General features: G+C 72.9%; 27 protein-coding genes. 14 read left to right on the plus strand and 13 right to left on the minus strand.

The features are described from left to right. The first annotated feature begins 133 nt into the window (after positions 1–133). Positions 134–490: a thioredoxin gene (gene trxA / locus ACIBSW_RS04655; protein WP_184988854.1), complete on the plus strand. Its 357-nt coding sequence runs from the start codon at positions 134–136 to the stop codon at positions 488–490. 115 nt (positions 491–605) lie between these two features. Continuing rightward, positions 606–2,591, plus strand: coding sequence for an intein-containing Rv2578c family radical SAM protein (locus ACIBSW_RS04660; RefSeq protein ID WP_404799216.1), 1,986 nt, complete (start codon positions 606–608; stop codon positions 2,589–2,591). A 511-nt stretch (positions 2,592–3,102) separates the two neighbouring features. Here the strand turns inward: ACIBSW_RS04660 and ACIBSW_RS04665 are convergent. Beyond that, positions 3,103–4,329: an FxsB family cyclophane-forming radical SAM/SPASM peptide maturase gene (locus ACIBSW_RS04665; protein WP_354721637.1), complete on the minus strand. Its 1,227-nt coding sequence runs from the start codon at positions 4,327–4,329 to the stop codon at positions 3,103–3,105. 326 nt (positions 4,330–4,655) lie between these two features. Between ACIBSW_RS04665 and ACIBSW_RS04670 the strand changes: the two genes are divergently transcribed. Both ACIBSW_RS04670 and ACIBSW_RS04675 read left to right on the plus strand, forming a co-directional pair. Beyond that, positions 4,656–5,063 carry a CoA-binding protein gene (locus tag ACIBSW_RS04670; RefSeq protein ID WP_354721636.1) on the plus strand — a complete coding sequence of 136 codons (408 nt, stop codon included), beginning with the start codon at positions 4,656–4,658 and terminating at the stop codon, positions 5,061–5,063. A 111-nt stretch (positions 5,064–5,174) separates the two neighbouring features. Next, on the plus strand, positions 5,175–5,681 hold the full coding sequence (locus ACIBSW_RS04675; protein ID WP_354721635.1) for a DUF4190 domain-containing protein: 507 nt from the start codon (positions 5,175–5,177) through the stop codon (positions 5,679–5,681). Positions 5,682–5,728: 47 nt separating this feature from the next. Here the strand turns inward: ACIBSW_RS04675 and ACIBSW_RS04680 are convergent, their stop codons facing one another. Then, the gene (locus tag ACIBSW_RS04680; protein WP_354721634.1) at positions 5,729–6,676 is read right to left on the minus strand and encodes an SDR family NAD(P)-dependent oxidoreductase; all 948 of its coding nucleotides are present in this window, start codon (positions 6,674–6,676) and stop codon (positions 5,729–5,731) included. Positions 6,677–6,855: 179 nt separating this feature from the next. On the opposite strand from ACIBSW_RS04680, the gene ACIBSW_RS04685 reads away from it, so the two are divergent. Next, complete coding sequence (locus ACIBSW_RS04685) at positions 6,856–7,350, plus strand: DUF4190 domain-containing protein (protein ID WP_354721633.1); 495 nt, start codon at positions 6,856–6,858, stop codon at positions 7,348–7,350. Here ACIBSW_RS04685 and ACIBSW_RS04690 read toward each other — a convergent pair. After that, a complete protein-coding gene (locus ACIBSW_RS04690; protein ID WP_354721632.1) occupies positions 7,347–7,961 on the minus strand; it encodes a hypothetical protein in 615 nt (204 codons plus the stop codon). The two genes, ACIBSW_RS04685 and ACIBSW_RS04690, sit on opposite strands and share 4 nt — an antisense overlap. Positions 7,962–8,033: 72 nt before the next feature. After that, the gene (locus tag ACIBSW_RS04695; protein WP_354721631.1) at positions 8,034–8,963 is read right to left on the minus strand and encodes a DMT family transporter; all 930 of its coding nucleotides are present in this window, start codon (positions 8,961–8,963) and stop codon (positions 8,034–8,036) included. A 128-nt stretch (positions 8,964–9,091) separates the two neighbouring features. On the opposite strand from ACIBSW_RS04695, the gene ACIBSW_RS04700 reads away from it, so the two are divergent. Together ACIBSW_RS04700 and ACIBSW_RS04705 are read left to right on the plus strand one after the other, a co-directional pair. After that, on the plus strand, positions 9,092–9,790 hold the full coding sequence (locus tag ACIBSW_RS04700) for an HAD family hydrolase (protein WP_354721630.1): 699 nt from the start codon (positions 9,092–9,094) through the stop codon (positions 9,788–9,790). 20 nt (positions 9,791–9,810) lie between these two features. Beyond that, a complete protein-coding gene (locus ACIBSW_RS04705) occupies positions 9,811–10,311 on the plus strand; it encodes a hypothetical protein (RefSeq protein WP_354721629.1) in 501 nt (166 codons plus the stop codon). A gap of 12 nt (positions 10,312–10,323) precedes the next feature. Here the strand turns inward: ACIBSW_RS04705 and ACIBSW_RS04710 are convergent, their stop codons facing one another. After that, positions 10,324–11,196, minus strand: coding sequence for a PhzF family phenazine biosynthesis protein (locus ACIBSW_RS04710; protein WP_354721628.1), 873 nt, complete (start codon positions 11,194–11,196; stop codon positions 10,324–10,326). 33 nt (positions 11,197–11,229) lie between these two features. Between ACIBSW_RS04710 and ACIBSW_RS04715 the strand changes: the two genes are divergently transcribed. From ACIBSW_RS04715 to ACIBSW_RS04725, 3 genes are read left to right on the plus strand one after another with little or no spacing between them, the layout of a single operon-like run. Further along, entirely contained in the window at positions 11,230–12,537 is a 1,308-nt protein-coding gene (locus tag ACIBSW_RS04715) for a magnesium transporter MgtE N-terminal domain-containing protein (protein ID WP_404799217.1), read from the plus strand. Next, positions 12,534–13,058, plus strand: a complete 525-nt coding sequence (locus ACIBSW_RS04720) for a DUF1003 domain-containing protein (RefSeq protein WP_354721626.1) — start codon at positions 12,534–12,536, stop codon at positions 13,056–13,058. Before ACIBSW_RS04715 ends, ACIBSW_RS04720 begins: the two co-directional genes overlap by 4 nt. A 21-nt stretch (positions 13,059–13,079) precedes the next feature. Beyond that, positions 13,080–14,231 (plus strand): P-loop NTPase, encoded by a 1,152-nt coding sequence (locus tag ACIBSW_RS04725; protein ID WP_354721625.1) that lies wholly within the window; start codon positions 13,080–13,082, stop codon positions 14,229–14,231. A 3-nt stretch (positions 14,232–14,234) separates the two neighbouring features. Here ACIBSW_RS04725 and ACIBSW_RS04730 read toward each other — a convergent pair whose 3' ends face one another. Continuing rightward, entirely contained in the window at positions 14,235–14,645 is a 411-nt protein-coding gene (locus tag ACIBSW_RS04730) for a preprotein translocase subunit TatB (protein WP_354721624.1), read from the minus strand. Between the two features lie 77 nt (positions 14,646–14,722). Next, entirely contained in the window at positions 14,723–15,988 is a 1,266-nt protein-coding gene (locus ACIBSW_RS04735; RefSeq protein ID WP_354721623.1) for a trypsin-like peptidase domain-containing protein, read from the minus strand. A gap of 258 nt (positions 15,989–16,246) precedes the next feature. Between ACIBSW_RS04735 and ACIBSW_RS04740 the strand changes: the two genes are divergently transcribed. Then, positions 16,247–16,864, plus strand: coding sequence for an O-methyltransferase (locus ACIBSW_RS04740; RefSeq protein WP_354721622.1), 618 nt, complete (start codon positions 16,247–16,249; stop codon positions 16,862–16,864). On the opposite strand, the gene ACIBSW_RS04745 is transcribed toward ACIBSW_RS04740, so the two are convergent. Together ACIBSW_RS04745 and ACIBSW_RS04750 are read right to left on the minus strand one after the other, a co-directional pair. Further along, entirely contained in the window at positions 16,835–18,208 is a 1,374-nt protein-coding gene (locus tag ACIBSW_RS04745; RefSeq protein WP_404799253.1) for a leucyl aminopeptidase family protein, read from the minus strand. The genes ACIBSW_RS04740 and ACIBSW_RS04745 overlap by 30 nt on opposite strands. A gap of 121 nt (positions 18,209–18,329) precedes the next feature. Continuing rightward, positions 18,330–18,497, minus strand: a complete 168-nt coding sequence (locus ACIBSW_RS04750) for a DUF3117 domain-containing protein (protein WP_015625691.1) — start codon at positions 18,495–18,497, stop codon at positions 18,330–18,332. Positions 18,498–18,787: 290 nt separating this feature from the next. On the opposite strand from ACIBSW_RS04750, the gene ACIBSW_RS04755 reads away from it, so the two are divergent. From ACIBSW_RS04755 to ACIBSW_RS04765, 3 genes are all read left to right on the plus strand, one after another. Continuing rightward, a complete protein-coding gene (locus ACIBSW_RS04755) occupies positions 18,788–19,600 on the plus strand; it encodes a PaaX family transcriptional regulator C-terminal domain-containing protein (RefSeq protein WP_354721620.1) in 813 nt (270 codons plus the stop codon). Then, complete coding sequence (locus ACIBSW_RS04760; RefSeq protein WP_354721619.1) at positions 19,597–20,385, plus strand: enoyl-CoA hydratase-related protein; 789 nt, start codon at positions 19,597–19,599, stop codon at positions 20,383–20,385. The genes ACIBSW_RS04755 and ACIBSW_RS04760 overlap by 4 nt, the downstream gene beginning before the upstream one ends. Positions 20,386–20,518: 133 nt before the next feature. Beyond that, the gene (locus ACIBSW_RS04765; protein ID WP_354721618.1) at positions 20,519–21,316 is read left to right on the plus strand and encodes a serine protease; all 798 of its coding nucleotides are present in this window, start codon (positions 20,519–20,521) and stop codon (positions 21,314–21,316) included. Positions 21,317–21,384: 68 nt separating this feature from the next. Here ACIBSW_RS04765 and ACIBSW_RS04770 read toward each other — a convergent pair whose 3' ends face one another. From ACIBSW_RS04770 to ACIBSW_RS04785, 4 genes are all read right to left on the minus strand, one after another. Further along, a complete protein-coding gene (locus tag ACIBSW_RS04770) occupies positions 21,385–21,939 on the minus strand; it encodes a hypothetical protein (protein WP_354721617.1) in 555 nt (184 codons plus the stop codon). Positions 21,940–22,096: 157 nt separating this feature from the next. Continuing rightward, complete coding sequence (locus tag ACIBSW_RS04775) at positions 22,097–22,699, minus strand: DNA-3-methyladenine glycosylase I (RefSeq protein ID WP_354721616.1); 603 nt, start codon at positions 22,697–22,699, stop codon at positions 22,097–22,099. Between the two features lie 34 nt (positions 22,700–22,733). Beyond that, entirely contained in the window at positions 22,734–23,231 is a 498-nt protein-coding gene (locus ACIBSW_RS04780) for an SRPBCC family protein (RefSeq protein WP_354721615.1), read from the minus strand. Beyond that, entirely contained in the window at positions 23,228–23,755 is a 528-nt protein-coding gene (locus ACIBSW_RS04785; protein WP_354721614.1) for a DivIVA domain-containing protein, read from the minus strand. The genes ACIBSW_RS04780 and ACIBSW_RS04785 overlap by 4 nt, the downstream gene beginning before the upstream one ends. Between the last annotated feature and the right edge of the window lie 67 nt (positions 23,756–23,822).

Consider the following 23,822-nt stretch of genomic DNA (forward strand, 5'->3'; position numbering starts at 1 on the left):
CAGCGCACCGGGCCGAAATGGTGCTGCAGGCCACGTGTCACCCGAACCGGGCCCGGGAATCATCAGGGTGGACGATGGGTTTGGACCGCATGTAGGCCTTTCCCGTGGCCTTCTTCCCGTGGACGGAGAGATCATGGCGACTGTCGCGCTGACCGCAGAGAACTTCGACGAGGTGACCGGCAAGGACGGCATCGTCCTTGTCGACTTCTGGGCCAGCTGGTGCGGGCCCTGCGTCCGCTTCGCGCCGACCTACGAACGGTCCTCGGAGAAGCACACCGAGATCACGTTCGGCAAGGTCGACACCGAGGCCCAGCAGGAGCTCGCGGCGAAGTTCCAGATCAGCTCGATCCCGACGATCATGGCGGTGCGCGATGGCGTCATCGTCTTCTCGCAGCCGGGCGCGCTGCCCGAGTCCGCGCTCGAGTCCCTGATCGACCAGGTCGAGAAGCTGGACATGGACGACGTGCGCAAGCAGCTCGCCGCGAAGTAGCCACCGGCACCTGTGCCGCCGGCGCCGCGGACCGATCGGTCCGCGGCGCTCCTCTTTGGTGTGACTCTGGTGTACCGGGTGGACAGTCGATCGAACATGTGTTCGAATCTTCGCCATGCGATGGTCACACCTGTCGGCCTCGACCGACGACGACTCGCTCCTGAACGCAGCGCCGGCGGCCCCACCCCTGCCGCTGGCGCTGCCCGGGGCGACCGTCCGCACGTTCGACACGCCGGGCTTCGCGGGCATGACCTTCTACGAGATCCGCGCCAAGTCCCTGATCAACCGGGTGCCCGGCGCGTCCCGGGTGCCGTTCGAATGGACGATCAATCCCTACCGGGGCTGCTCGCACGCCTGTTCCTACTGCCTGAGCGGGGACACCCCGGTCCTGCTGGCCGACGGCTCGACCCGCCCGCTCTCGCAGCTGCGGATCGGCGACGCGGTGCTCGGCACGATGGGCGCCGGACCGCACCGGCGCTACGTCCCGACCACGGTGCTCGACCACTGGACCACGTCGAAGCCCGCATACCGGGTCACCCTGGCCGACGGCACCCGCCTGGTGGGCAGCGGCGCACACCGCTTCCTCACCGACCGCGGCTGGCGGCACATCAGCCCGGCGGAGCCCGGCCTGCCGGCCCTCGCCGTCGGCGACCGGATGGCCGGCGTCGGCCGCTTCGCCGACGCGCCGAAGGAGTCCCCCGACTACCGCACCGGATACCTGTGCGGCCTGGTCCGCGGCGACGCGGGCTCGCCCACCGGATCCCGCGAGGGCGACGCCTGGATCCGCGCGGACAGCTACCTCGAGGACGTCCCGATGCACGTCGCGCTGCGCTGGCCGCAGGAGCCGACGGGCGGCTGGTACCGCGGCTTCCTGGCCGGCGCGTTCGGCTCGACGGGGCACGCGGACCGGCTGGCCATCGTCTTCACCAGCCGCGACCCGGGCTTCCTCGACCGCATCACGGACGCGCTCACCCACCTGGGCCTGCCCAGCCGCCGCCCGCCGCACGCCCAGCTGGGCGGGGTCCACTCCGTCGAGATCGCCCGCGACCTGTGGGCGGCGCTCCGATTCCGGCACCTGACCGGGGTCAGCGACGCACCCCTGGACGCCTCGGGCGTCGGCGTCCGCGGCGAGGCCCAGCTGACCGTCGCCGACATCGAGGACCTGGGCCTGACCCTCCCGCTCTACGACATCGCGACCGGCACCGGCGATTTCGTCGCCGACGGCGTGGTGAGCCACAACTGCTTCGCCCGGAACACGCACACCTACCTCGACCTCGACGCCGGCCACGACTTCGACTCCAAGGTGATCGTCAAGGTGAACGCGGGCGACCTGATCCGCCGGGAGCTCGCGGCACCGAGATGGCGCGGCGACCCGATCGCGATCGGCACCAACGTCGACGTCTACCAGCGCGCCGAGGGCCGCTATCGGCTGATGCCGCGGATCCTGGCGGCGCTGCGCGACTTCGCCAATCCCTTCTCGATCCTGACCAAGGGCACCCTGCTCCTTCGGGATCTCGACCTACTGAAGCAGGCCGCGACGGTGACGGACGTGAGCCTGTCGATGTCGATCGGCTTCATCGACGAGCAAATGTGGCGCGCCGTCGAGCCGGGCGCACCGAGCCCGCGGCGCCGGCTGGACGTGGTCCGGCGGCTGACGGACGCGGGCTTCCCGGTCGGCGTCCTGATGGCGCCGATCCTCCCGGGCCTGACCGACTCCGACGAGTCCATCGAGGAGACCGTTGCCGCCGTCGCGGCGGCGGGCGCGACACGCGTGACGCCCCTGCCGTTGCACCTGCGCACCGGGGCACGAGAGTGGTACGCGGCCTGGCTGACCCGGGACCATCCCGAGCTGGCCGCCCGCTACCGGGAGCTGTATCGGAACGGCTCCTACCTGCCGCAGAAGGTCCAACACGAGATCGGCGCGCGGGTCCGGATGGCGGCCCGCCGTCACCGGCTCCACCCGGCAGAGGACGCCGAGGCACGCACCGCTCGCGCCAACGGACCCACGGCGGCGGGCCACCCGGACACCGCCGCGACGGACGGCACGCCGCGGCACACCACCGGCCGCAGCAACGAACCCAAGCAACTGACCCTGCTGTAGCGCCCGTCGACCGTGTCCACCTCCACGCCCGCACGGCGCGGCAGGTCTGGGTCTGCGCGGCGCGACCCGTCCGGGCCGGGCTTGCGCAGCGCAGCGCGGCGCGGCGCGGCGCGGCGCGGCGCGGCGGTGCCAGCCTGGTCGGCGCAGCGCGACACCTCCCGGCCCGGCGCGGTGCCGCGCGAAAACATCCGGGCCTGCGCAGCACGGCACATCCCGGCCTGTGCCACGCGGCGCGCAGGGCAGGCCTGCGCGCCACGTCAAGGTCTGCGCGACGCGACGCATCCGGTCTCTGCGCGGCACCCATGCGCGGGCATACGCGACACGACAAGGCCCGGCGCGACGCATCCAGATCTGCGCGATGCGCCACGTCCGGGCCCAGCTAGGGCACGGCGCCCCATGCGCAGCCGTGCGCGACACGACAAGGCCCGACGCGACAAGTCCAGATCTGCGCGGGGCGCCAGGTCCGAGCTCTGGGCGGCGCCCATGGGTGGGCCTGCGCGGCACGTTGGGGTTATCGGGTCAGGTCGGTTGAGACTTGGTGGCGGATGTGTTCGATCAGGACACGCATGTCGGCGCAGTAGACGGTGGGGTTGCGGAAGCCCTCGCCCGGGCGGTAGCGGTGTGCGTAGTGACCGCCGCCGCAGATTCGGTGGATCGGGCAGGCGCCGCATTCGTCGCTCAGCGCGGCGAGGCCGATCTGGCGTGCGACGAAGCCCGGATGCCGCAGGGCCGCGTCGAACGGGTCCGTCAGCACATTGAGGCCGGTGTCGCACGCTCCGGAGTAGGCGCTCTTGAGCGAGTCGACCTGCTCGATCGCGCCGTCCGTTTCGATCACCGCCACGGCAACCGGGCTCAGGCCGACCTGATCGGACCGGCTGGACCCGCCGAGCAGCAGGCTCATGATCTCCTCGAAGAGCCGGACCCGGGTCTCCTGTCGCGGTGCGCCGTACCAGCGGTCGAAGACCTGGGAGAGCCAGTCGCCGTGTGGGGTGGCCTGGCCCGGCGGCCGCGATGGTGGCGCCGCCCAGTTGGCGTGCGGCAGCAGGAAGTCGATCGCGGGCGGGGCGTGCTCGAGCAGCCCGGTGTAGGTCGCGACCGGATCGGCCGCCGGGTTCACGGTGCACAGCAGGCCCGCGAAGGACGGGCGGAACCGCGCGCTGCCCAGCAGCGCCAGCGCCCGGTCGACGGCCGCGTGACTGCCCAGGCCGCTGCGGAACCTGCGGTGCAGGTCGTGGTCCTCGGGCCGCCCGTCGACGCTCACCCCGATCCTGACCCGCTCGCGCGACAGCCGGGCCAGCGTCGGCTCGTCCAGGGTGACGGCGTTCGTCTGCATCCCGACGGAGAGCTCACAACCGTCCGGCATGGCGCCGCGCAGGTCCCCGATCAGCCGCGCCAGCCGGTCGGCGCCGGCCAGCAGGGGCTCGCCGCCGTGCAGGATCACGCTCACCCGGTCCAGGCCGTGCTCGCGCGCGTGTTCGCCGATGCGCCCGGCGGCGGCGCGACCGATCTCGGCGGACATCATCGTCGGCCGGTCGCGCCAGCTCTGGTCGGCGAGTTCGTAGACGTAGCAGTAGTCACAGGCGAGGTTGCAGCGCTGATGCACCTTGAGAACGAACTCCCGGATGGCGGTGGGCCGCCACCCCTTCCGCCGCAGCGCGGGCACGTCGAGCAGGTCGTAGGGCCACGGCGGGTGGTCGGGCCGCGCTGAGTGCGGCGAACGCGGGGCAGAGGTTCTCATCGGTTTGCTTCTCCCATGCCGATCGCCGAGGTAACGCCGTCAGGCACCGATCCCTTGTCGAGGAACGCGCCGAGCGACGACTCCGAGACCGGTCATCCGGAATTACGTGACCGGCCCGTCGATCGGTTGCACTGTCGCCATGGTGGCCTCCCCGCACAACGAGCCGGCGAAACCACGACGGCCCGCGAACCCACCACGGCCCGCGAAGACACATCGGCCGGCCGAGCATGGGCGTTCCGCGGCGCGGCGCCGAGCACGTCGTGAACCTACGCCGGTGTCGGTAAGGCCCGGCGCCGTGACGGCGCGGCGCGGATAGAGTCGACGGTATGAGGAGCGCACAGCAGATCCTGGCCGAGGCGAGCGTCATTGCCGTGGTCGGCGCCTCCCGGGACCCGGCGAAGCCGGCGCACGGCGTGCCGCTGCAGATGCTCCGGCACGGCTGGAAGATCATCCCGGTCAACCCGTACGTGGACGAGGTCTTCGGGATCAAGACCGTGCCCACCCTGGCCGAGCTGCCGGAGCCCGTGGATCTCGTCGACATCTTCCGGCCCGCCGCCGACGCGGTCGAGATCGTCCGGCAGGCGATCGCCATCAAGGCGCCCGCCGTCTGGCTGCAGAGCGGCATCGTGTCCGCCGAGGCCCGCCGCATCGCCACCGAGGCCGGCATCGACTACGTCGAGGACCGCTGCCTCGCCGTCGAGCGGGCGGTGGGGAACCTCACCAGGATCGCCTGATCGGCGCCACAAGGCCCGGGACATGGGGCCGGACGTCCAGACACGCGGTATCGGGGTCCCTCAACTACCCACCTGCTAGTACCGTGCCGGGGTGAACGAGGAGGACCTTAGATGACTTACCCGCCCGCCGGTGGCAATCCGGACCCATATCAGCCCCAGCAGCCCTACGGGCAGCAGCCGGGCTACGACCCCACGGCGCCGTACTCGCAGGACCCGTACGCGGCCCCGGCCAGCGGCGCTCCCTCCAGCGGGCAGCCCTACGGCCAGCCGCCGCCCTATGGCGCCCCGTCCAGCGGGCAGCCGTACGGCCAGCCTCCGCCTTACGGCCAGCCCGGCTACGGCCAGCCGTACGCGCAGCAGCCCTACATGGGCGCGGCGCCGACCAACACGATGGCGATCCTGAGCCTGGTGTTCGCCTTCGTGTTCTCGCCGGCCGCGATCGTCATGGGCCACGTCGCCAAGAAGCAGATGCGCCAGAGCGGCGAGTCCGGCGAGGGCCTGGCCACCGCGGGCCTCTGGCTGGGCTACATCTTCACCAGCATCTACGTGCTGCTCTGCGCGTTCTACATCATCGTGGCGATCGTCGCGATCAGCTCGAGCGGTTCCACGACCTACTGACCGGGCGGCGAGCCCGGTGGACTGAGCCGTCCACCGGGCGAGCCGGCTCAGCGGAACTCGGCCTCGCGGACGCTGTTGCCGCCGTCGACCACCAGCATCTGGCCGGTGATGTACGACGCCGCGGGCGAGCACAGGAAGGCGATCGCCGCCGCCACCTCGTCGGGGGTGCCGGGCCGGCCGATCGGCGTGCCCAGGCCCTGCTTGATCTCCGTCACAGTCGAGGCCGCCGTGTAGATCGTGCCGGGCGCGACGCAGTTGACGTTGATGCCGTCGGCGACGAGCTCCATCGCCAGCGCCCGGGTGAGGCCGACGACGCCCGACTTCGCCGCGGCGTACGCGGCCTCGGTCGGCAGGGCGTTGATCGGGCCCGCCGTGGCCGCCAGGTTGACGATGCGGCCCCAGCCCTGCTCGGACATGCCGCCGACGAAGGCCCGGCTGCAGAGGAACGCCGTGCTCAGGTTGCGGTCGATCTCCGCACGCCACTCGTCGTAGGTGAGCTGCGCGACCGGGCGGAGCACCTCGGGGCTGGTGCGGCTGGCCAGGCCCGCGTTGTTGACCAGGACCTGGACGTCGCCGAGCTGATCGGTGATCGCGTCGGCGAGCGCGCCGACCTCGGCCTCGTCCGTGAGATCCGCCACGAAGCCGGTTACGCCCAGCTCGGACGCCCGCTCGTGGATGCGCCGCGTGGTGGACACGATCGCCACGCGGGCGCCCAGGTCACGCAGCCGGCGCGCGGTCGCGTACCCGATGCCGTCCGGGCTGCCCGCGCCCGTCACCAGGGCGACCTTGCCGTCGAGCCGCAGGGTCACGGGGCCCTCCTCGGCCTCGGCCGCGGGGTCGTCCGGTGCGAGTCCGGGTTCGGCGACCGGATCCGGACCCGGGCCCTGCTCGGACTCGGAACTGGGCGCGGAAGACCGGGGGCGGCGGCCGGCCGCGGGGCGGGTTGCGTCCCTCCTGGACCGGCTTCCGGTGGCGGGACGGGCGTCGAAGACCATGCGGCGATCCTGCCCGCTACCGCGTGCCGGGGCAAACATCCCCGGCCGTGGCGCACGCCGATGGCGCCCGGCGACCGCACCCCGCGCACATCCGGGCACTCCGGGTGCCCGCGAGACGGCGGGCCGGTGACAGCGGCATCTATTCTTGCGGGCGGAACGACGCGCCGGAGGAGGACGCCATGACCTACCCACCGACGCCCGGTCCGGACGGCACCTATCCGCCGCCGCCGGATCCGCCCGTGCAGGCCTACCAGCCGCCCGCGCCCTACGCGGAGCCGTACGCCTACGGCGCGCCCGGATACGCCGCGCCGGCGCAGCAGCAGGCCCAGGGCATGCGGCCGGGCTACGACTACGGCTACCCCGGCAGCCCCTATTCCTACCCGGGCGGGCCCTATCCGGCGGGAGCGCCGACCGAGGGCCTGGCCATCGCGTCTCTGGTCGTGTCCTGCGTCAGCGTGCTCGGCCTCTGCCTGTGGGGCATCGGCGCGTTGCTCGGCATCGTCGGCGCGATCCTCGGCCACGTGGCCCGCCGCCGTATCCGCGCGACCGGCGCGGGGGGCGGCGGTCTCGCCCTCGCCGGGATCATCGTCGGGTGGACGATCACCGGCCTCGCGGTGATCAGCGCGGCCGTCCTTGTCGCCCTCATCGTGGCGGACGGCAACTCGAGCTATTAGGGCCCGGGCGGCACTGCCATCGGGACCACGGGCCCCTGCTCGACGAAGATCAGCGGTGCGGCGCGCCCGTAGCCGCGCGGCAGTTCGATGCGGGCCAGGTCGACCTCGCCGGTGCCGACCTCGACCCCGGTGCCGTCGTGGCGGGCCACGACGCTGGAGATGGGCACGCCCGCGGCCGCCCAGGCGGCCAGGTCCGCCACGATCCGGTCGTGCCACGCGGTCAGCTCGGTCAGGCTGTGCACGGCGTCGCGGACCACGATGCAGGTGTTCTCCGCGCTGAACCGGATGAAGTCGTCGAACTCCGCCGACGGCACCCGGTAGACGATCGCCCGCACGCGTTGCTGGTCGACCTCCAGGCCGGCGTAGCTCGCGGCGTGGTCGGCCCGGCCGCCGGCGTCGATCCGCGCGATGGCCGCCGCCAGCGGCGCGGGCGTCGCCGGCAGGATCCGGCCGCCGATGCTCACGGTCTCGGCCGCGCGCGAGAACTCGCATCCCGCCGTGGTCCAGCCGCCGGTCAGGCCGGGCAGCGGCGGTTCGGGCTCGTCGCAGGCGCTCGTCACCAGCACCGCACCGAGCAGTAGCAGGCGGAGCCGGTATCGATCGCGGCGCATCTCATCCACCATCTCTACCGCGTGGGGCGGCGGCACGCCAAGGCGCGGCGACGCCCGCAGGGTTCAACGACGTCAGCGATCCTCGGGATCCGCGCCGTCGGCCAGCGACGCGGTCGCCGCCCGCCGCCGGTCCCGGGCGCCGCCGAGCACCACGACGGCCACCCCGGCGACCAGCAGGCAGAGCCCCGGCAGCGCCGCGGCCCGGGGCGTCTGGCCCAGCCAGGCCCAGGCCAGCAGGGCCGCGCCGGGCACCTCGAGCAGGATGAGCACGCTCACCGTCGTGGCCGAGGTGCGGTGCAGCGCGTAGTTGAACATCGAGTGCCCGAGCAGCTGCGCGCCGACCACCAGCGCCAGGATCGCCGCCCAGGTCTGTTCGTCGTACCCGTGCAGCTGCACCCGGCCGAGCAGGCAGACGACCAGCAGCAGCGCGGCGCAGGTCCCGTAGCAGACCCAGGTGTAGGTCGTCGTGCTCAGCCGCGTCCGGGCCCGTTCGCCGAGCGCCGTGTACACCGCCGCCGCCATCGCTCCGACCAGCGCCAGCAGGTCGGCGAGCCCGGCCCGCGCGGAGACCCCGACGTCGATGCCGGTCGCCCAGGCCGCGCCGGCCACCGCCAGGCCGATGCCCAGCCAGCCGGCGGTCGAGGGCCGGCGGCCCTGCGCGGCCGCGATCAGCCCCTGCCAGACCGGCTGGGTCGCGACCAGCGCCGTCGCGGTCGCCACCGAGCCCAGCTGCACGCTCGGCATCCAGGTGGCGAAGTGCAGCGCCAGCGCCAGCCCCGCCAGGACCGCGAACACGCCGCTGCGGCTGCGCAGCGTCACGAGCTCGTACCGGCGTGGGCCGGCCGTGATCGGGGTGAGCGCCACGAAGGCCAGCCCGTTGCGCCAGAACGCCACTGCCAGGGCGGGCGCGGCCGCGAAGGCGATCAGCGGCGCCGACGACGACACCGCCAGCACGGCCACCGTCAGCGCCGCCGCGGTGAGCGGGGCGGGCGTTGAACGCATATTCATCCCCCGCAGTCACTTCTTGCTAATCCGCATAAGAGCTCGTCACGTTTTGTTGAACGCAAAGTAAGGCAGTCGTTACGCTCGCCGCCGACGCATCCGTCAATCCCTCTGGAGTGTGGCAATCGATGCCCGCGTACCAAGCGGTCGTTTTTGATTTTTTCGGCACGCTGACCCGCTCCATCCGGAGGGGGCCGCAGCACGCCGACATCGCCAGAGCGCTCGGCTGCGACCCCGCCGCGGTGCTGAACGTGCTGGACCGCACGTTCCAGGTCCGGGCGCGTGGCCACCTCGGCTCGGCCGAGGCCACCTTACGGTGGGTCACCGAGCAGGCCGGCGGCAGCCCGCAGACCGCCCAGCTGCAGGCAGCGGTGCCCGCGCGCGTCGACGCGCTGAAGGCCGACACCCGGATCCGCGCCGACGCGGAGAGCGTGCTGCGGGCCGTGAAGCGCCGCGGCCTGCGTACCGCGCTGATCAGCGACTGCACCCACGAGCTGCCCGCGTTCCTGCCGAGCCTGCCGATCGCGCCGCTGCTCGACGTGAGCGTCTTCTCGGTCGAGGTGGGCCGCTGCAAGCCCGACCCGCTGATCTACCTGGAGGCCTGCTGGCGGCTGCGGGTCGCGCCCGAGGACTGCCTCTACGTCGGCGACGGCGGCAGCCGCGAGCTCACCGGCGCGGCGGCGGTCGGCATGACCCCGGTGCGCCTCGCCGCGCCGGACCTCGCCGACCATCTGGTCTTCGACGCGGACGAGTGCTTCACCGGGCTCAGCGTGCCGTCGCTGACGGCGATCCTGGACCTGCTGGATCGCGTACCGGCGCTGACCTGAGCGCATGCGAGGATGGCCCGGTGACGACCGAGCTGGTGGCTGAGGCGATCAAGAAGGCCGGCATCGCCTGGATCAACGCGGCCGGCGGGGAGTCCCGCGGCCTCTGGGTCATGCCGCTCGACGGCGCGCTCGTCGTGGTCTGCGGCCCCGGCGAGCAGGACGCGCCGGGCCTGGCCGACGCGGCGCGCGCCACCGTGCGCCTGCGCGGCGACAACGGCGGCCTCATCGTGATCGTCGAGACGCTGGTCGAGCGGCTGACGCCGGGCAGCGAGGCCTGGACGGAGATCGCGCCGCAGCTGGCCGGCAAGCGCCTGAACGCCTCCGGCACCGCGGACGAGGTGACCGCGCGCTGGGCGGAGAGCGGCTGCGCGGTGCTGCGGCTGACGCCGGCGGAGGAGCCGGCGATCGCCGCGCCCGACCTGCCGGCCGACTCGGCCGCGGCCCCGCCCCGCGAGACCCCGGCGCGGGTCGTGGTCCGCAGCCCCTTCCGCCTACACCGCGCCGGCAAGCGCCGGCTCTGAGCGCCGCCCGGCTCAGCCGATGAAGGGCGGGACGGCGATCTCGCCGCGCGCCACCGGCACGACGTGGCCGCTGACCGTTGCCACGGTCGCCGCGCCGCCGGCGGCGGTCACCGTGCACCGCAGCAGCGACGGCCGGTGCATCTCGACGCCCTGGTGAACGGTGTACGACGAGGTCTGATCGCCGGGCAGCAGGCCGTTCCCGACCAGCCACACGCCGAGCCCCAGAGCGGCCGAGCCGGTGGCCGGGTCCTCGGGCACGGAGACGCCCGGGCAGAAGACCCGCACATAAGCGGTCCGGGCCTCGGCGTCCCAGGCGAACACGCTGATCCCGGTGACTTTCAGGGCGCGGGCCTGCTCGGCGTCGGCCCAGGCCCGGGCGAGGGCGTCCCGGCGTACCGGGAGAAAGACGAACTCCAGCCCGCAGCCGGCAAGGGCGGGCTGCGCCGAGCCGCCTGCGAAGTCGTCGGCGCCGAGCCCGACCAGGTCGAGCAGCCCGCCGACTGGCAGCCCGGCGCCGAGGGTCGGCGTGCCGCCGGTCAGGGTGGCCGAGGCGGGCGTCACGGAGATCGGCAGCAGGCCCGCGCCGCACTCCTGCACCAGGTCCCCGGCAGCGGCCAGGCCGCGCCGCACCGAGGTCACGGCGGCGCCGATGCTCGGGTGCCCGGCGAAGGGCAGCTCGGTCTCCGGGGTGAAGATCCGCGCCCGGTAGCTGCCGCCGGCCTCCGGCGGCAGCACGAAGACGGTCTCCGAAAGGTTGAATTCGCGGGCCATCAGCTGCATCTGATCCCCGGCGAGCGCCTCGGCCCCGAACACCACGGCCAGCGGGTTGCCCGCGTACGGGCGGTCGGTGAAGACGTCCACGATCTCGTACGCCACGGTCGACATCGTTCGACGCTAACCTAGGCTGGGTCAGTGACCATGGGGAGCAGGGTTTACCTAGCGCGGCTCGCGGCGCTGCCCGTGTTCGACCCCAACGGCGACCGCGTGGGCCGGGTCCGCGACGCCGTGATCCGGCTCCGCACCACGAACCGGCCTCCGCAGGTCGTCGGCCTGGTCGCCGAGATGGCGCTGCGCCGCCGGATCTTCCTGCCGATCGGGCGGGTCACCTCCATGGACGCGGAGGCCGTCGTCCTGAGCACCGGCATGCTCAACCTGCGCCGCTTCGAGAAGCGGCAGAACGAGCTGCTGGTCCTCGAGGAGGTGCTCGACCGCCGGGTCACCGTCGAGCCCGAGGACCGGCAGGGCGAGGGCCAGCTCGGCACGGTCGTCGACCTCGCCATGGAGCTCAACCGCAACAACGAGTGGTTGATCACCCGGGTGGCCGTGCGGGAGAGCACCGGGCGGCTGACCCGGCGCGGGCACACGTACCAGGTCGACTACGACCGGATCCGCGGCCTGGTCGGGCCGACGGACACCCAGGGCACGTCGAACCTGGTCGCGCTCCTGGAGCAGATGCGCCCCGCGGACATGGCGAACGCGCTGCAGGACCTGCCGGACGCCCGCCGCAACGAGGTCGCCGCCGCGTTCAGCGACCGGACGCTCGCCGACGTGCTCGAGGAGCTGCCCGAGCACGACCAGGTGGACATCCTGGTGCACCTGAACCGGGAGCGGGCCGCCGACGTGCTCGAGCGGATGGACCCGGACGACGCCGCCGACCTGCTCGCCGAGCTGCCGAAGACCGAACAGAGCGTGCTGCTCGACCTGATGGAGCCCGAGGAGGCGGCACCGGTCCGGCAGCTGATGAAGTACAACCCCGGCACGGCCGGCAGCGTGATGACCTCCGAGCCGGTCATCCTGACCCCGGACGCCACGGTGGCGGAGGCGCTGGCCCGGATCCGCGAGCCGGAGCTGTCGCCGGTGGTCGCGGCGCAGGTGTTCGTGGCCCGGGCGCCCTCGGCGACCCCGAGCGGCAAGTACCTGGGCATGGTCCACTTCCAGCGGCTGCTGCGCGAGCCGCCCTCGTCGATGCTGGGCGGCATCGTCGACAACGACATCGATCCGCTGCGGCCCGAGACGAATCTCACCGAGATCACCCGGCGGATGGCGACCTACGACCTGGTGGCGATGCCGGTGGTCGACGGGACGTTCCGGCTGGTCGGCGCGGTCACCGTCGACGACGTGCTGGACCACTCGCTGCCCCGGGACTGGCGCGACCGCGACGCCCATGACGACGAACCCGCGGGCAACCTGTGGGGTACCCGACAGAACCCGGGAGCGGTGACATGACCGAGCCTCGCCGGGATCGCCTCGACCAGCCCATCGAGCCGGGCCGGGTGCGCCTGCCCCGCTTCGACCCCGAGGCCTTCGGCCGCTGGTCGGAGAGCATCGCGCGGTACATGGGCACGGCCAAGTTCATCGTGTACATGACGCTGGTCATCGGCGCCTGGTTCGCCTGGAACACGCTCGCGCCCAAGGACCTGCGCTTCGACCCGTACACGTTCACGTTCCTGACCCTGGTCCTGTCCCTGCAGGCCTCCTACGCCGCGCCGCTGATCCTGCTCGCGCAGAACCGGCAGGCCGACCGGGACCGCCTCACGATGGAGGAGGACCGCCGGCGGGCGGCCATGCAGAAGGCCGACACGGAGTACCTGGCCCGCGAGATCGCCTCGCTGCGGATCGCCCTCGGCGAGGTCGCCACCCGCGACTTCCTGCGCTCTGAGCTGGCCCGGCTCGCCGACGAACTGGACGAGGCCGCCCATCGGCGGCAGAAGCTGGAACGCAAGGAGTGGGAGGAGGAGCGGACCTGACACCGACGTAGCATGGTCGGCATGTCCGCACCCGCCCCCACCATCGAGGACGCCGTTCAGGCGGCCCTGGCCACCGTCGACGACCCCGAGATCCGCAAGCCCATCACCGAGCTCGGGATGGTCAAGGGCTTCACCGTCGCCGGCGCCGGCGTGAAGGTCGAGCTGCTGCTCACGGTCGCCGGCTGTCCGCTGAAGGACAAGCTGACCAACGACATCACCGCGGCGGTCACCGCCGTACCCGGCATCACCGCCGTCGACATCGAGTTCGGTGTCATGACCGAGGAGCAGCGCAAGGCCCTGCAGGTCACGCTGCGCGGCGGCGGCGCGCAGGCCGCCGAGCCGGTCATCCCGTTCGCCCAGCCGGGTTCCAAGACCCGGGTGTACGCGGTCGCCAGCGGCAAGGGCGGCGTCGGCAAGTCCAGCGTCACCGTCAACCTGGCCGCGGCCCTGGCCCGGCGCGGCCTGTCCGTCGGCGTGGTCGACGCGGACATCTACGGCCACTCGGTGCCCCGGATGCTCGGCGTCGACGGCCGGCCCACCCGGGTCGAGGACATGATCATGCCGCCGCAGTCGCACGGTGTGAAGGTCATCTCAATCGGCATGTTCACCGCGGGCAACGCCGCCGTCGTCTGGCGCGGGCCGATGCTGCACCGCGCGCTGCAGCAGTTCCTCGCCGACGTCTTCTGGGGCGACCTGGACGTGCTGCTGCTCGACCTGCCGCCGGGCACCGGCGACGTGGCGATCTCGCTGGCCCAGCTGCTGCCGAATGCCGAGATCCTGGTCGTGACCACGCCGCAGATGGCCGCCGCCGAGGTGGCCGAGCGCGCCGGCGCGATCGCCCTGCAGACACACCAGCGCCTCGTCGGCGTGGTGGAGAACATGTCCTGGCTCGAGCTGCCCGACGGCTCCCGGATGGAGGTCTTCGGCGCCGGCGGCGGCCAGACCGTCGCCGACTCGCTGACCAAGACCGTCGGCGCCTCGGTGCCGCTGCTCGGTCAGATCCCGCTGGACACCCGGGTGCGCGAGGCCGGCGACGCCGGCACGCCGGTCGTGCTGGCCGACCCGGAGGCCCCGGCGGCGAAGGCGCTGGACGCGGTGGCGGACCGGCTGGCCGTACGGCGCGAGTCGCTGGTCGGCAAGCCGCTCGGTTTGATGGTCAACGCCCGGAGGTAGGGCTCAGGTCGCGTCTACGTCGAACCTGTTCGGCGCCGGGGTGGACTTGTCCACCGCGGCGCCGTCGTGGTTCTTGAGGTCGGCGGCGGCGGCGACCTCGCCCAGGTCCGACTTCACGCCGTTCAGGTCGCTCTTGACGTCGTCGAAGAGGCCCTGCAACGGCTGGCGGATCGCCATCTCGTCCTCCTCGCTGAGCAGATGCTTGCGAATGAAGGCCTTTGGGTGCAGGTCCTGCAGCTGGATGTCGGTGCCGAGCTCGCGGCTCAGGTCCGAGGTCGCGTTCTGCGCCATCGACCGCAGGCCGCGCAGCATCCGCAGGCCGTCGCCGATCACCTTGGGCAGCCGCTCACCGAAGATCAGCAGGGCGAGCATGAGCAGCCCGCCGATCTCCCACCAGTTCAGGTTCTCGAACACGGCCGTCCTCCCTCGTCCTGTACGCGGGCAAGACTACGCACGTTGCCTGTGCGACGCCGCCCGCCCATGAGGGCGCCTCACTTCGCGTCGGCCGCCAGGGTCACCGACGTCGTCTGAATCTTCGTACCGCGGCGGTATTCGACCGCGACCACCGAGGCGGGCGCGTACTTGCGGACGAGGGCGATCAGGTCCGTGCCGTCCTCCAGCGGGTGCCCGTCGAGCTTGGTGATGACGTCGCCGGACTTCAGCCCCGCGGCCGCCGCCGGGCCGCCCTGCCCGACCGAGCGCAGCCGGGCGCCGGACGCGCCCGTCGACCCGCCGGCGCCGCTGGTGGAGACCTCGGCGCCGATCACCGTGCGCCGGGCCTTGCCGAAGTCGATGATGTCCTTGGCGACCCGCTTGGCCTGGTTGATCGGGATGGCGAAGGCGAGGCCGATGTTGCCCGCCTCGGTGTCGCTGCCGCCGACGGACCGGATCACCGAGTTCACCCCGACCACCCGGCCGGCGGCGTCGACCAGCGGGCCGCCGGAGTTGCCCTGGTTGACGGCCGCGTCGGTCTGAATCGCCGCGTAGTAGCGGACGGTGCCGCCCGGGTCGCCGGCCTGGATGGTGCGGTCCAGGGCGCTGACGATGCCCTGGGTCACCGTGTTGACGAGGGCGAGGGGCGAGCCGAACGCCAGCACCGGGTCGCCGACCGCGATCGAGTCGGAGTCGCCGAGCTGCACGACGGTCAGGTCCTTCTTTGCGACTTTGATCACCGCGATGTCGGACTCGGGGTCGCGGCCGACCACCGTCGCGGACGTCGACGAGCCGTCGCTGAACGACACGGACAGGGTGCCGTCCGCGCCCTCGACGACGTGGTCGTTGGTGATCACGTAGCCGTCCGGGGAGACCACGAAGCCGGAACCGATCGCGCCGGTGACCCGGACCGTGACCACGCTGGGCATCACCTGCTCGGCGACGCCGGCCAGCGAGTCGGGCGCCCGCTGCGCCGCGGACGGCGCCGCCAGGGGCCCGCCGCCGAGCTGGGTGCCGCCGCCGACCCCGCTGTGGGTGGCGAAGACATAGCCGAGGGTGCCGCCGAGGCCACCGGCCAGTAGGGCCGTGACCAGGCAGATCAGCATGATCGGCGCCAGCGACCGGCGCGGCGCGTCCGGGTCGGCGATCGGCTCCGGCTGCGGGCCGGTGCTCACCGGCGCGGTCGGCACGACCACGGCCGTCGGCGCGTACGGGTCCCGCCAGGGATCGGCCATCGCGTCGGACCACCACGGCGAACCCGCCGGCGCTCCGGACGTGGCGGGCGGCGGCGGTTGAGGCTGGCGCCAGTTCCAGCCGTCGGTCACGTCGATGCCTCCACTCGTCGCACTGGAACCTCGGGCTCCGCGTCCAGGATGACACGGATCGGCGGCGATCATCCGGTGAGTCGGGCCTCGACTGCGGGTCGCCGCTTTTCGCGCCGAAGTCCCCGATGCGCGAACGGTGGGCGCCGCTCTACGCTCATACCCGATGTGCACCGGTTCCGGACTGCTCATCCGCTTGGTTAGAAGGAGGTCGCCATCGTCACCGAAGCCCGATCGCTGGGTGCACCGACCGCGCAGTCGATGCGGTTCGCCGAGACCTACGTCGCCGAGGACATCGTCCTGCAGACCGCGCGCAGCCTCGCCCAGGAGGTCGGCCTCGCGGCCGTGACCCCCGGCGCGGGCTCCGTGCTCAGCCTGCTCGCCGCGGCGGGCAGCGCCAAGGCGGTCGTCGAGATCGGCACCGGTACGGGGGTCAGCGGCGTCTGGCTGCTGCGGGGCATGCGGGCCGACGGGGTGCTGACGACGATCGACGTGGAGAACGAGCACCAGCGCATCGCCCGCCGGATCTTCCAGGAGGCGGGTTTCGCGGCGTCCCGCACCCGGATCATCACCGGCCGCGCGCTGGACGTCCTGCCCCGCCTCGCCGACGGCGCCTATGACCTGATCTTCGTGGACGCGGACGCCACCGAGTTCGGCGCGTGCGCCGAGGCCGCGCTGCGCCTGCTGCGCCCGGGCGGAATACTGATCGTCAACGGCGCCCTGGCCGGCGGCCGCATCAGCGACCCGGCCGCACGCGACGTGGACACCATCACGATCCGCGAGACGGTAAAGGCCCTCCGCGACTCCGAGGACTGGACCCCCGCCCTCATCCCCACCGCCGCCGGCCTCCTAGCCGCGGTGAAGCGCCAGCCAGCGTAGGAGGGTTCGGACGCCCCAACCCGTGGCGCCTTTTGTCAGGTCGGCGTCGTCCTGGTCCGCCCAGCTGGGTGCCGACATGTCGAGGTGTGCCCAGCGGTCCGTCCGGTCGCCGAGGAACTCGCGCAGGAACAGCGCCGCGACCACCGAGCCCGCGCCCTGCGTCGGCGAGCTGTGCCGGTCGGCGATCTCGCTGTCCAGGTACTCGACGTAGTCGTCGGGCAGCGGCAGCCGCCAGATCAGCTCGCCCGCGGCCTCGCCCGCCGCCGCCAGCTCGCGGGCCAGGTCGTCGTTCTGGCTGTACAGGGCGGCGGTGCGCTTGCCGAGGGCGACCGAGTTGGCGCCGGTGAGCGTGGCCAGGTCGATCACGACGTCGGGGTTCAGCTCGGCGACCGCATAGCCGAGCGCGTCGGCGAGCACCAGGCGGCCCTCGGCGTCCGAGTTCGTCGACTCGGTGGTCGCGCCGTCCCACTGGGTGATGACGTCGCCCGGGCGGAACGCCGAGCCGTCGACCGCGTTCTCCGCCAGCGGCGCGAGCGCGGTGATGCGTACACCGAGGTTCAGGTCCGCGGCGGCCAGGGTCGCCGCGATGATCGCCGCCGCGCCGGCCATGTCCTTCTTCATCAGCCGCATGCCGTCGACGGTCTTGATGGAGATGCCGCCGGTGTCGAACGTGATGCCCTTGCCGACGAGGACGACGTGGCGTGCGGCGTGCGGCGGGTTCCAGGACAGCTCGACGAGCCGCGGCGGCGTGGCCGAGGCGCCGCCGACCGCGAGGATGCCCCCGAAGCCCTCGGCGGCGAGCCGCTCCGGCCCGCGCACGGTGACCTGCAGGCCCGGGCGTGTCGCGGCCTCGGCCTCGACCTGCGCGGCAAACCAGGCCGGGTTCTTCACGGCCGACGGCGTGTTGGTCAGGTCGCGGGCGAGCCAGGTCGCCGCGGCGGTCACCCGGGCGGTCTCGAGGCTCTCCGCGTACGCGGTGGCGTCCTTGGTGGTGAGGGTGACCGCCGCCGAGCGTGGCGGTTTCGGTGCCTCGCGGAAGCGGTAGCCGCCCAGCCAGAGTCCCTCGGCGAGGCCGCGGACGGCGGCGGGCGCGATCGCGTCGGGCAGCAGCACGTCGAGCGGCTCGTCGCCGCTCGCGGCGCGGGCGACGGCGGCGCCGGCGGCGCGCCAGCCGGCCTCGTCGCCGGCGCCGACGCCGGCCAGCAGGAGCCTCGCCGGGGTACGCAGCGGGCGCGGCAGCACCTGCACGGCACCGGCCCTACCTGCGTCTTCGGCGGTGCGCACGAGCTCGGCGGTCTCCTCGTCGCCGCCGGCGAGCACGCCGGAACCGTCGACCGCCAGCACCCGGGTGCCGGGGCTCTGGTCGCCAGAGAGGCTGATCGCGAACACTGGAGGATGACCTTTCCTCAGGACGTGGAAAGCCCGCCGGTGCGGCAGGTACCGTACCGGCGGGCCACGTGAAACGTCAGCCGGCGATCGCCTTCAACGCGTCACCAAGCGCGTTGGCCTCGTCCGGAGTCATCTCAACGACGAGACGGCCACCACCCTCCAGCGGGACGCGCATGACGATGCCGCGCCCTTCCTTGGTGACCTCCAGCGGACCATCGCCCGTCCGCGGCTTCATCGCCGCCATCTTGTCTCCCCTCAGACCTACATCAGGGTCGGTGGGTTGCCCCACAGCCACTTCGTCAACGTCCCGTGCTCAGCCCCACGGGGCGCCGTACCTCGTTTCCGACCGGCGGAGTCGCCCCCGCTGGACCGACCCGAGACCGTAGCGCTGCGGGCCTCGTCCAACGTCACGCGACGTGGCCCACCGTGCCGATCAAACATTTTCCCTGATGAACACCGGCGATCCCAAACCCAGCCCGGGCGGATGTGACAGCGTCTAGCATATCGTCTTTCCTGCTGTCACAATGTGCGGTCATGCAGGCGCGGTCGGCACTCTTCGACCTCTACGGCGACTATCTACGCCCGAGAGGCGGCCGAGCGCCGGTCGCGGCCCTCGTCAAACTGCTCGCGCCGGTGGGCATCGCGCCGCCGGCGGTGCGTACCGCGGTGTCCCGGATGGTGCGTCAGGGCTGGCTGCACCCTATGCGACTGGTCTCCGGCCCGGGCTACCTGCTCACGCCCAAGGCCGCGCGCCGCCTCGACGAGGCGGCGTCGCGGATCTACCGGACCGGGCGCAACGGCTGGGACGGGCGCTTCGATCTGGTGCTCACGCACGCGCCGGTGCCGCGCCGGGAGGCGAAACGCCTGACTTTTCTGGGCTACGGCATGTTGAGCGAACTTGTCTGGGTCGCGCCGCGCGCCGCGGACGAGATCGACGCGGTCCTCGCCGACGCCGGGGTCGGCTACGAGCGGTTCAGCGCCGGCCACGCGGCGGGCTCGCCGGGCGCGGCCGAGGTGGTCGGGCGGGCCTGGGACCTGGCCGAGATCGGCAAGGCATACGAGGACTTCGTCGAGACGCAGCGCCCGATCGTCACGGCGATCGGTGCCCGCAGCACCGACGAGGAGGCCTACGCGGCCCGCTTCCAGCTCGTGCACGCCTGGCGCGCGTTCCTCTTCCGCGACCCGCAGCTGCCCGCCTCCCTGCTACCCAGCCGCTGGCCCGGCCCGAGCGCCGCCACATTCTTCGACCGGCACGCCAACCGCCTGCGCCCCGCGGCCGACCGATTCGTCGAGCGCTGCCTGGCCTCGGTGTCGCGCGGCGGCCGTGTGGGATTCTCTGACCCATGACAGATTCGCTCCTCGTAGACCGCACCGACGCCGTGGTGACCCTGACCCTGAACCGCCCTGACGCGATGAACGCGCTGGACAACGACCTCAAGGAGGCGCTGCGCGACACGCTGGCCTCGATCGAGGTGGACAAGTCCGTGCGTGCCGTCGTGCTCGCGGGCGCGGGCAACGCCTTCTGCGTCGGCCAGGATCTGCGGGAGCACGCGCGCGAGCTGGACCGGGGCGCGACCGAGCTGGACACCGTGCGGCAGCACTACAACCCGATCGCGCAGCGGCTGGCCAGCCTGCCCAAGCCGGTCGTCGCCGCGGTACGCGGCACCGCCGCCGGCGCCGGCGCCTCGCTCGCACTGCTCGCCGACTTCCGGATCGGCGGCCCGCGCACCACGTTCCTGATGGCGTTCGCGAACGTCGGCCTGGCCGGCGACACCGGCATCTCCTGGTCGCTGCCGCACCTCGTCGGCCGCGCCCGGGCCCTGGAGCTCCTGCTGCTCGCCCAGCCGGTACGCGCACAGCAGAGCCTCGACTACGGCCTGCTCACCCAGCTGCTCGAGGACGACGACCAGGTGCTGCCGGCCGCGCAGGAGTTCGCCGCCCGCCTCGCCGCCGGCCCGACCGTGGCGTACGCCGCGATCAAGCGCGAGCTCTCCATCGGCACCGCGGGCTCGCTCTCGGACGCGCTGGCCGCCGAGGCGCAGGCCCAGGCGATCTGCGGATCGACCGCCGACCACAAGGCCGCGGTGACCGCGTTCGTGGCGAAGCAGAAGCCGACCTTCGACGGGCGGTGATTCTTGCGGCCGGATATAGCCCGCGGTATGAGTCTTTCGGGATAGCCCATATATGCCGGTGAATGTTTGACTCTCACCCAACAAGAAGCAGTGCGCCCACCCCCCGGGCGCACCTTCGGCTGGGGAGGTCTGGATGGCAAGGTGGCGCAGATTCCTGGGTGCGGCGGCCGCGGCACTCACGGTGGCCTCGATGGGCACCCTGATGCAGGCCTCGCCCGCGTCAGCGGCGGACGACGGCCCGCAGATGGTCGTCGGCGGTACCACGGCGACGCAGGGCGAGTTCCCGTTCATGGTCCGCCTGTCGATGGGCTGCGGCGGCGCGCTCTACAGCCCGACCCTGGTGCTGACGGCCGCGCACTGCGTGAACGGCACCGGCACCAACACGTCGATCACCGCGACGATCGGGGTCGTGGACCTCAACTCGTCGAGCCGGGTCACCCGTAAGTCGAACTACGTCTACCGGGCGCCCGGCTACAACGGCAACGGCAAGGACTGGGCCCTGATCCGCCTGGCCAGCCCGCTCACCGGCTACGCGACGCTGCCGATCGCCACGACCACGGCGTACGACTCGGGCACGTTCACGATCGCCGGCTGGGGTGCGGCGAGCGAGGGCGGCTCGCAGCAGCGCTACCTGCGCAAGGCGACGGTGCCGTTCGTCAGCGACGCCACCTGCAACTCGAGCTCGATGTACAACGGCCAGATCATCGCCAGCAACGAGATCTGCGCCGGCTACACGGCCGGTGGCGTGGACACCTGCCAGGGCGACTCCGGCGGCCCGATGTTCCGCCGCAACGCGTCCAACGCCTGGGTACAGGTCGGCATCGTCAGCTGGGGCGACGGCTGCGCCCGGCCGAACAAGCCCGGCGTGTACACGCAGGTGAGCTACTTCGCCTCGACGATCGCCTCGGCGGCGGCCAGCCTGGGCGGCTGACCACCTCGGATCGACACGCGGCGGGCCCGGAGCTGTTCAGCTCCGGGCCCGCTGTGCAGTCGACCGGATCAGTCTTCCTCGTCCTCCTCCGGGTCGAGGTTGGCCTCCTCGCCCAGCACGAACGCCTGCATGGCCAGCTCGTCGCCGTACGGCGAGACGAACGTCGGCAGCTCCGCGGGCCCGAGCTCCACCACGTACGACCAGAACTGGCGCACCGCCTCGGCCGGCGTCGCCGCCTCGATCGGCAGGTCCAGGCTGACCAGCCAGGTGCGCCGGTCGCTCTGGCCGCCGAGCCGGGCGGCGAGCCGCCGGTACACCTCCTCGTCGACCTGGGCGACCGGCTCGGCGAGCTTGAGCTCGTCGGCCGGCACCGGCTCGTCGAACGAGCGGCGGGTGTAGTTGACCACCAGCTCGGGTACGCCGTGGGCGCCCCGCCGCGCCGGCGCCGCCTCGACCGCGCCGAGCGCCACCACCTGCGGCGCCTCCTCGCCGGCCACGAGGAGCACCTCGTCGCCGGCCGCCGGCTGCACGCCCGGAAGGCCCGCCACGGTCAGGGTGTCGTGATGGAACAACCGCTCGGTTGCCCATCGATCCGCCGGAATGATCACCGCCCATTGCGCCATGGGCACCATCTCATCACGGGCCGCCCGGCGGCCCGCCGGTGACTCGCGCGGGCGGCCCGGCGGCCTACAACGGCCCGCGGGTGGCCCGGGTGCCCACAGGTGCCCACCGGGACCCGCGGGCCCCTCAGCGGCGCGCTGGGGCCGCCGCAGCGGTGGGTCAGCGCGGCTCCGGCGCGACGAAGCAGCCGGCGAGGTGGTCGTCGACCATGCCGGTCGCCTGCATCAGGGCGTAGGCGGTGGTCGGGCCGACGAACTTGAAGCCGAGCTTCTTCAGGGCCTTGGCAAGGGCGGTCGACTCGGGGGTGATCGCCGGGACCTCGGCCCGGGACGCGGGCCGGGGCCGGGGTGCGGGCGCGTAGGACCAGAGCAGGGCGGTGAGGCCGTCCGGCAGGCCGGCCGCCACCCGGGCATTGTGCAGCGTCGCGTCGACCTTCATCCGGTTGCGCACGATGCCGGTGTCGGCCATCAGGCGGGCCGCGTCCCGCTCGGTGAAGGCCGCCACCGCCGGGATCGAGAAGTCCGCGAACGCGGCCCGGAAGGCCGGCCGCTTGCGCAGAATGGTGATCCAGGAGAGGCCCGACTGGAACGCCTCGAGCGACATCCGCTCGAAGAGCGCGTCGTCGCCGCGGACCTGCCGGCCCCACTCGTGGTCGTGGTAGGGCTGGTAGTCGGGCGTGCTGCCGCCCCAGGCGCACCGGGCACGCCCGTCCGTCCCGATCACCAGCCCGGCGGCGCCGGGCCCGTCGATCACATCCGTCATGCGACGACGGTACGAGGCGGGTCCGACAGAACGGTCAGCGGAGGCGGCCCTCTTCGACGAGCCGGGCGAACTTCTTCAGCGCGCCCTTGAGGCTGAGCTTGGATCCCGGCCAGAGCACCGGCCAGGCCAGCCGCCCGGCCGCGCCCGGCGGCAGGTGGAACCACTCGTGCATGACCACCTGGGTCCGGTCGCCGCCCATCGCGGTGCACCGCATCGAGCCCGGCCCGCGCAGCACCTTGCCGCAGTGCACGACCCGCAGCTCGTACGGCGCGTCGACCCGGACCACCCGCATCTCGTCGCGCAGCCCGGCGGGGCCGACCCCGGTGATCGCCTCGATCAGGCTGCCCTCGCCGCCGTCGCCCTCGACGACCCGCACCTTGGTGAACGGGATCCACTCGGACTGCCGCTCCCAGTTCATGAACGCCGCGAAGACCCGCGGCGCGGGCGCGTTGACGATGACGGTCGCGGTGACCTCGCCGGTGCCCGGTTTCGCCGCGTCGTCGAGGCCGCCGGCCGGCCCGGTCTCGCTCATCGGCGCTCCGCCGGCTCCCCGTCGCCGGCTTTGCGCTCGGGCGCGTCCTCGGCGTCAATGACGGGCTCGCCGACGACGACCGGCACGGTCGCCTCGCCCGGCAGCTTGTCGGCCGCGGGCGCGATCTCCGGCAGCGTGCCCGCGGGCGGCACGGCCGGCGGCGGCGCGATCGCGGCCTCGCGGGCCCGGCGCAGCACGTCGGCGTCGGAAGTCCGGCCCTCGCGCAGCGCCGCGACCTCGGCCTCCAGAACGCCGATCAGCTCGCCCTTGTAGCCGATGTCGTAGGCGGCCCGCTGCAGCGCCTGGTCGACCTGGGCCATCCGGTAGCCGCGGAACGCCGTGTCGAACTTGGTGTGCAGGACGTCCTCCTCGCCGAGCGGGCGGTCACCGGGCAGCGGCAGGGACCGGCCGTCGGGCTCGACCGGCGTCAGTCCGGAGTCGCCACCGCTCACCATGACGGTCACACCGAAGACGATCGCCGCGACCACGAGCGCCACGACGATGAAGAGGAGAAGCTGACCCATGGGCACGATCGTGGCACGACCGCTGCGGCGTGGCGAGCCCGCCACCCCGCAGGCGGGCGATCGCCCC

The sequence above is a fragment of the Actinoplanes sp. NPDC049668 genome, from assembly GCF_044465445.1.
Lineage (GTDB): Bacteria > Actinomycetota > Actinomycetes > Mycobacteriales > Micromonosporaceae > Actinoplanes.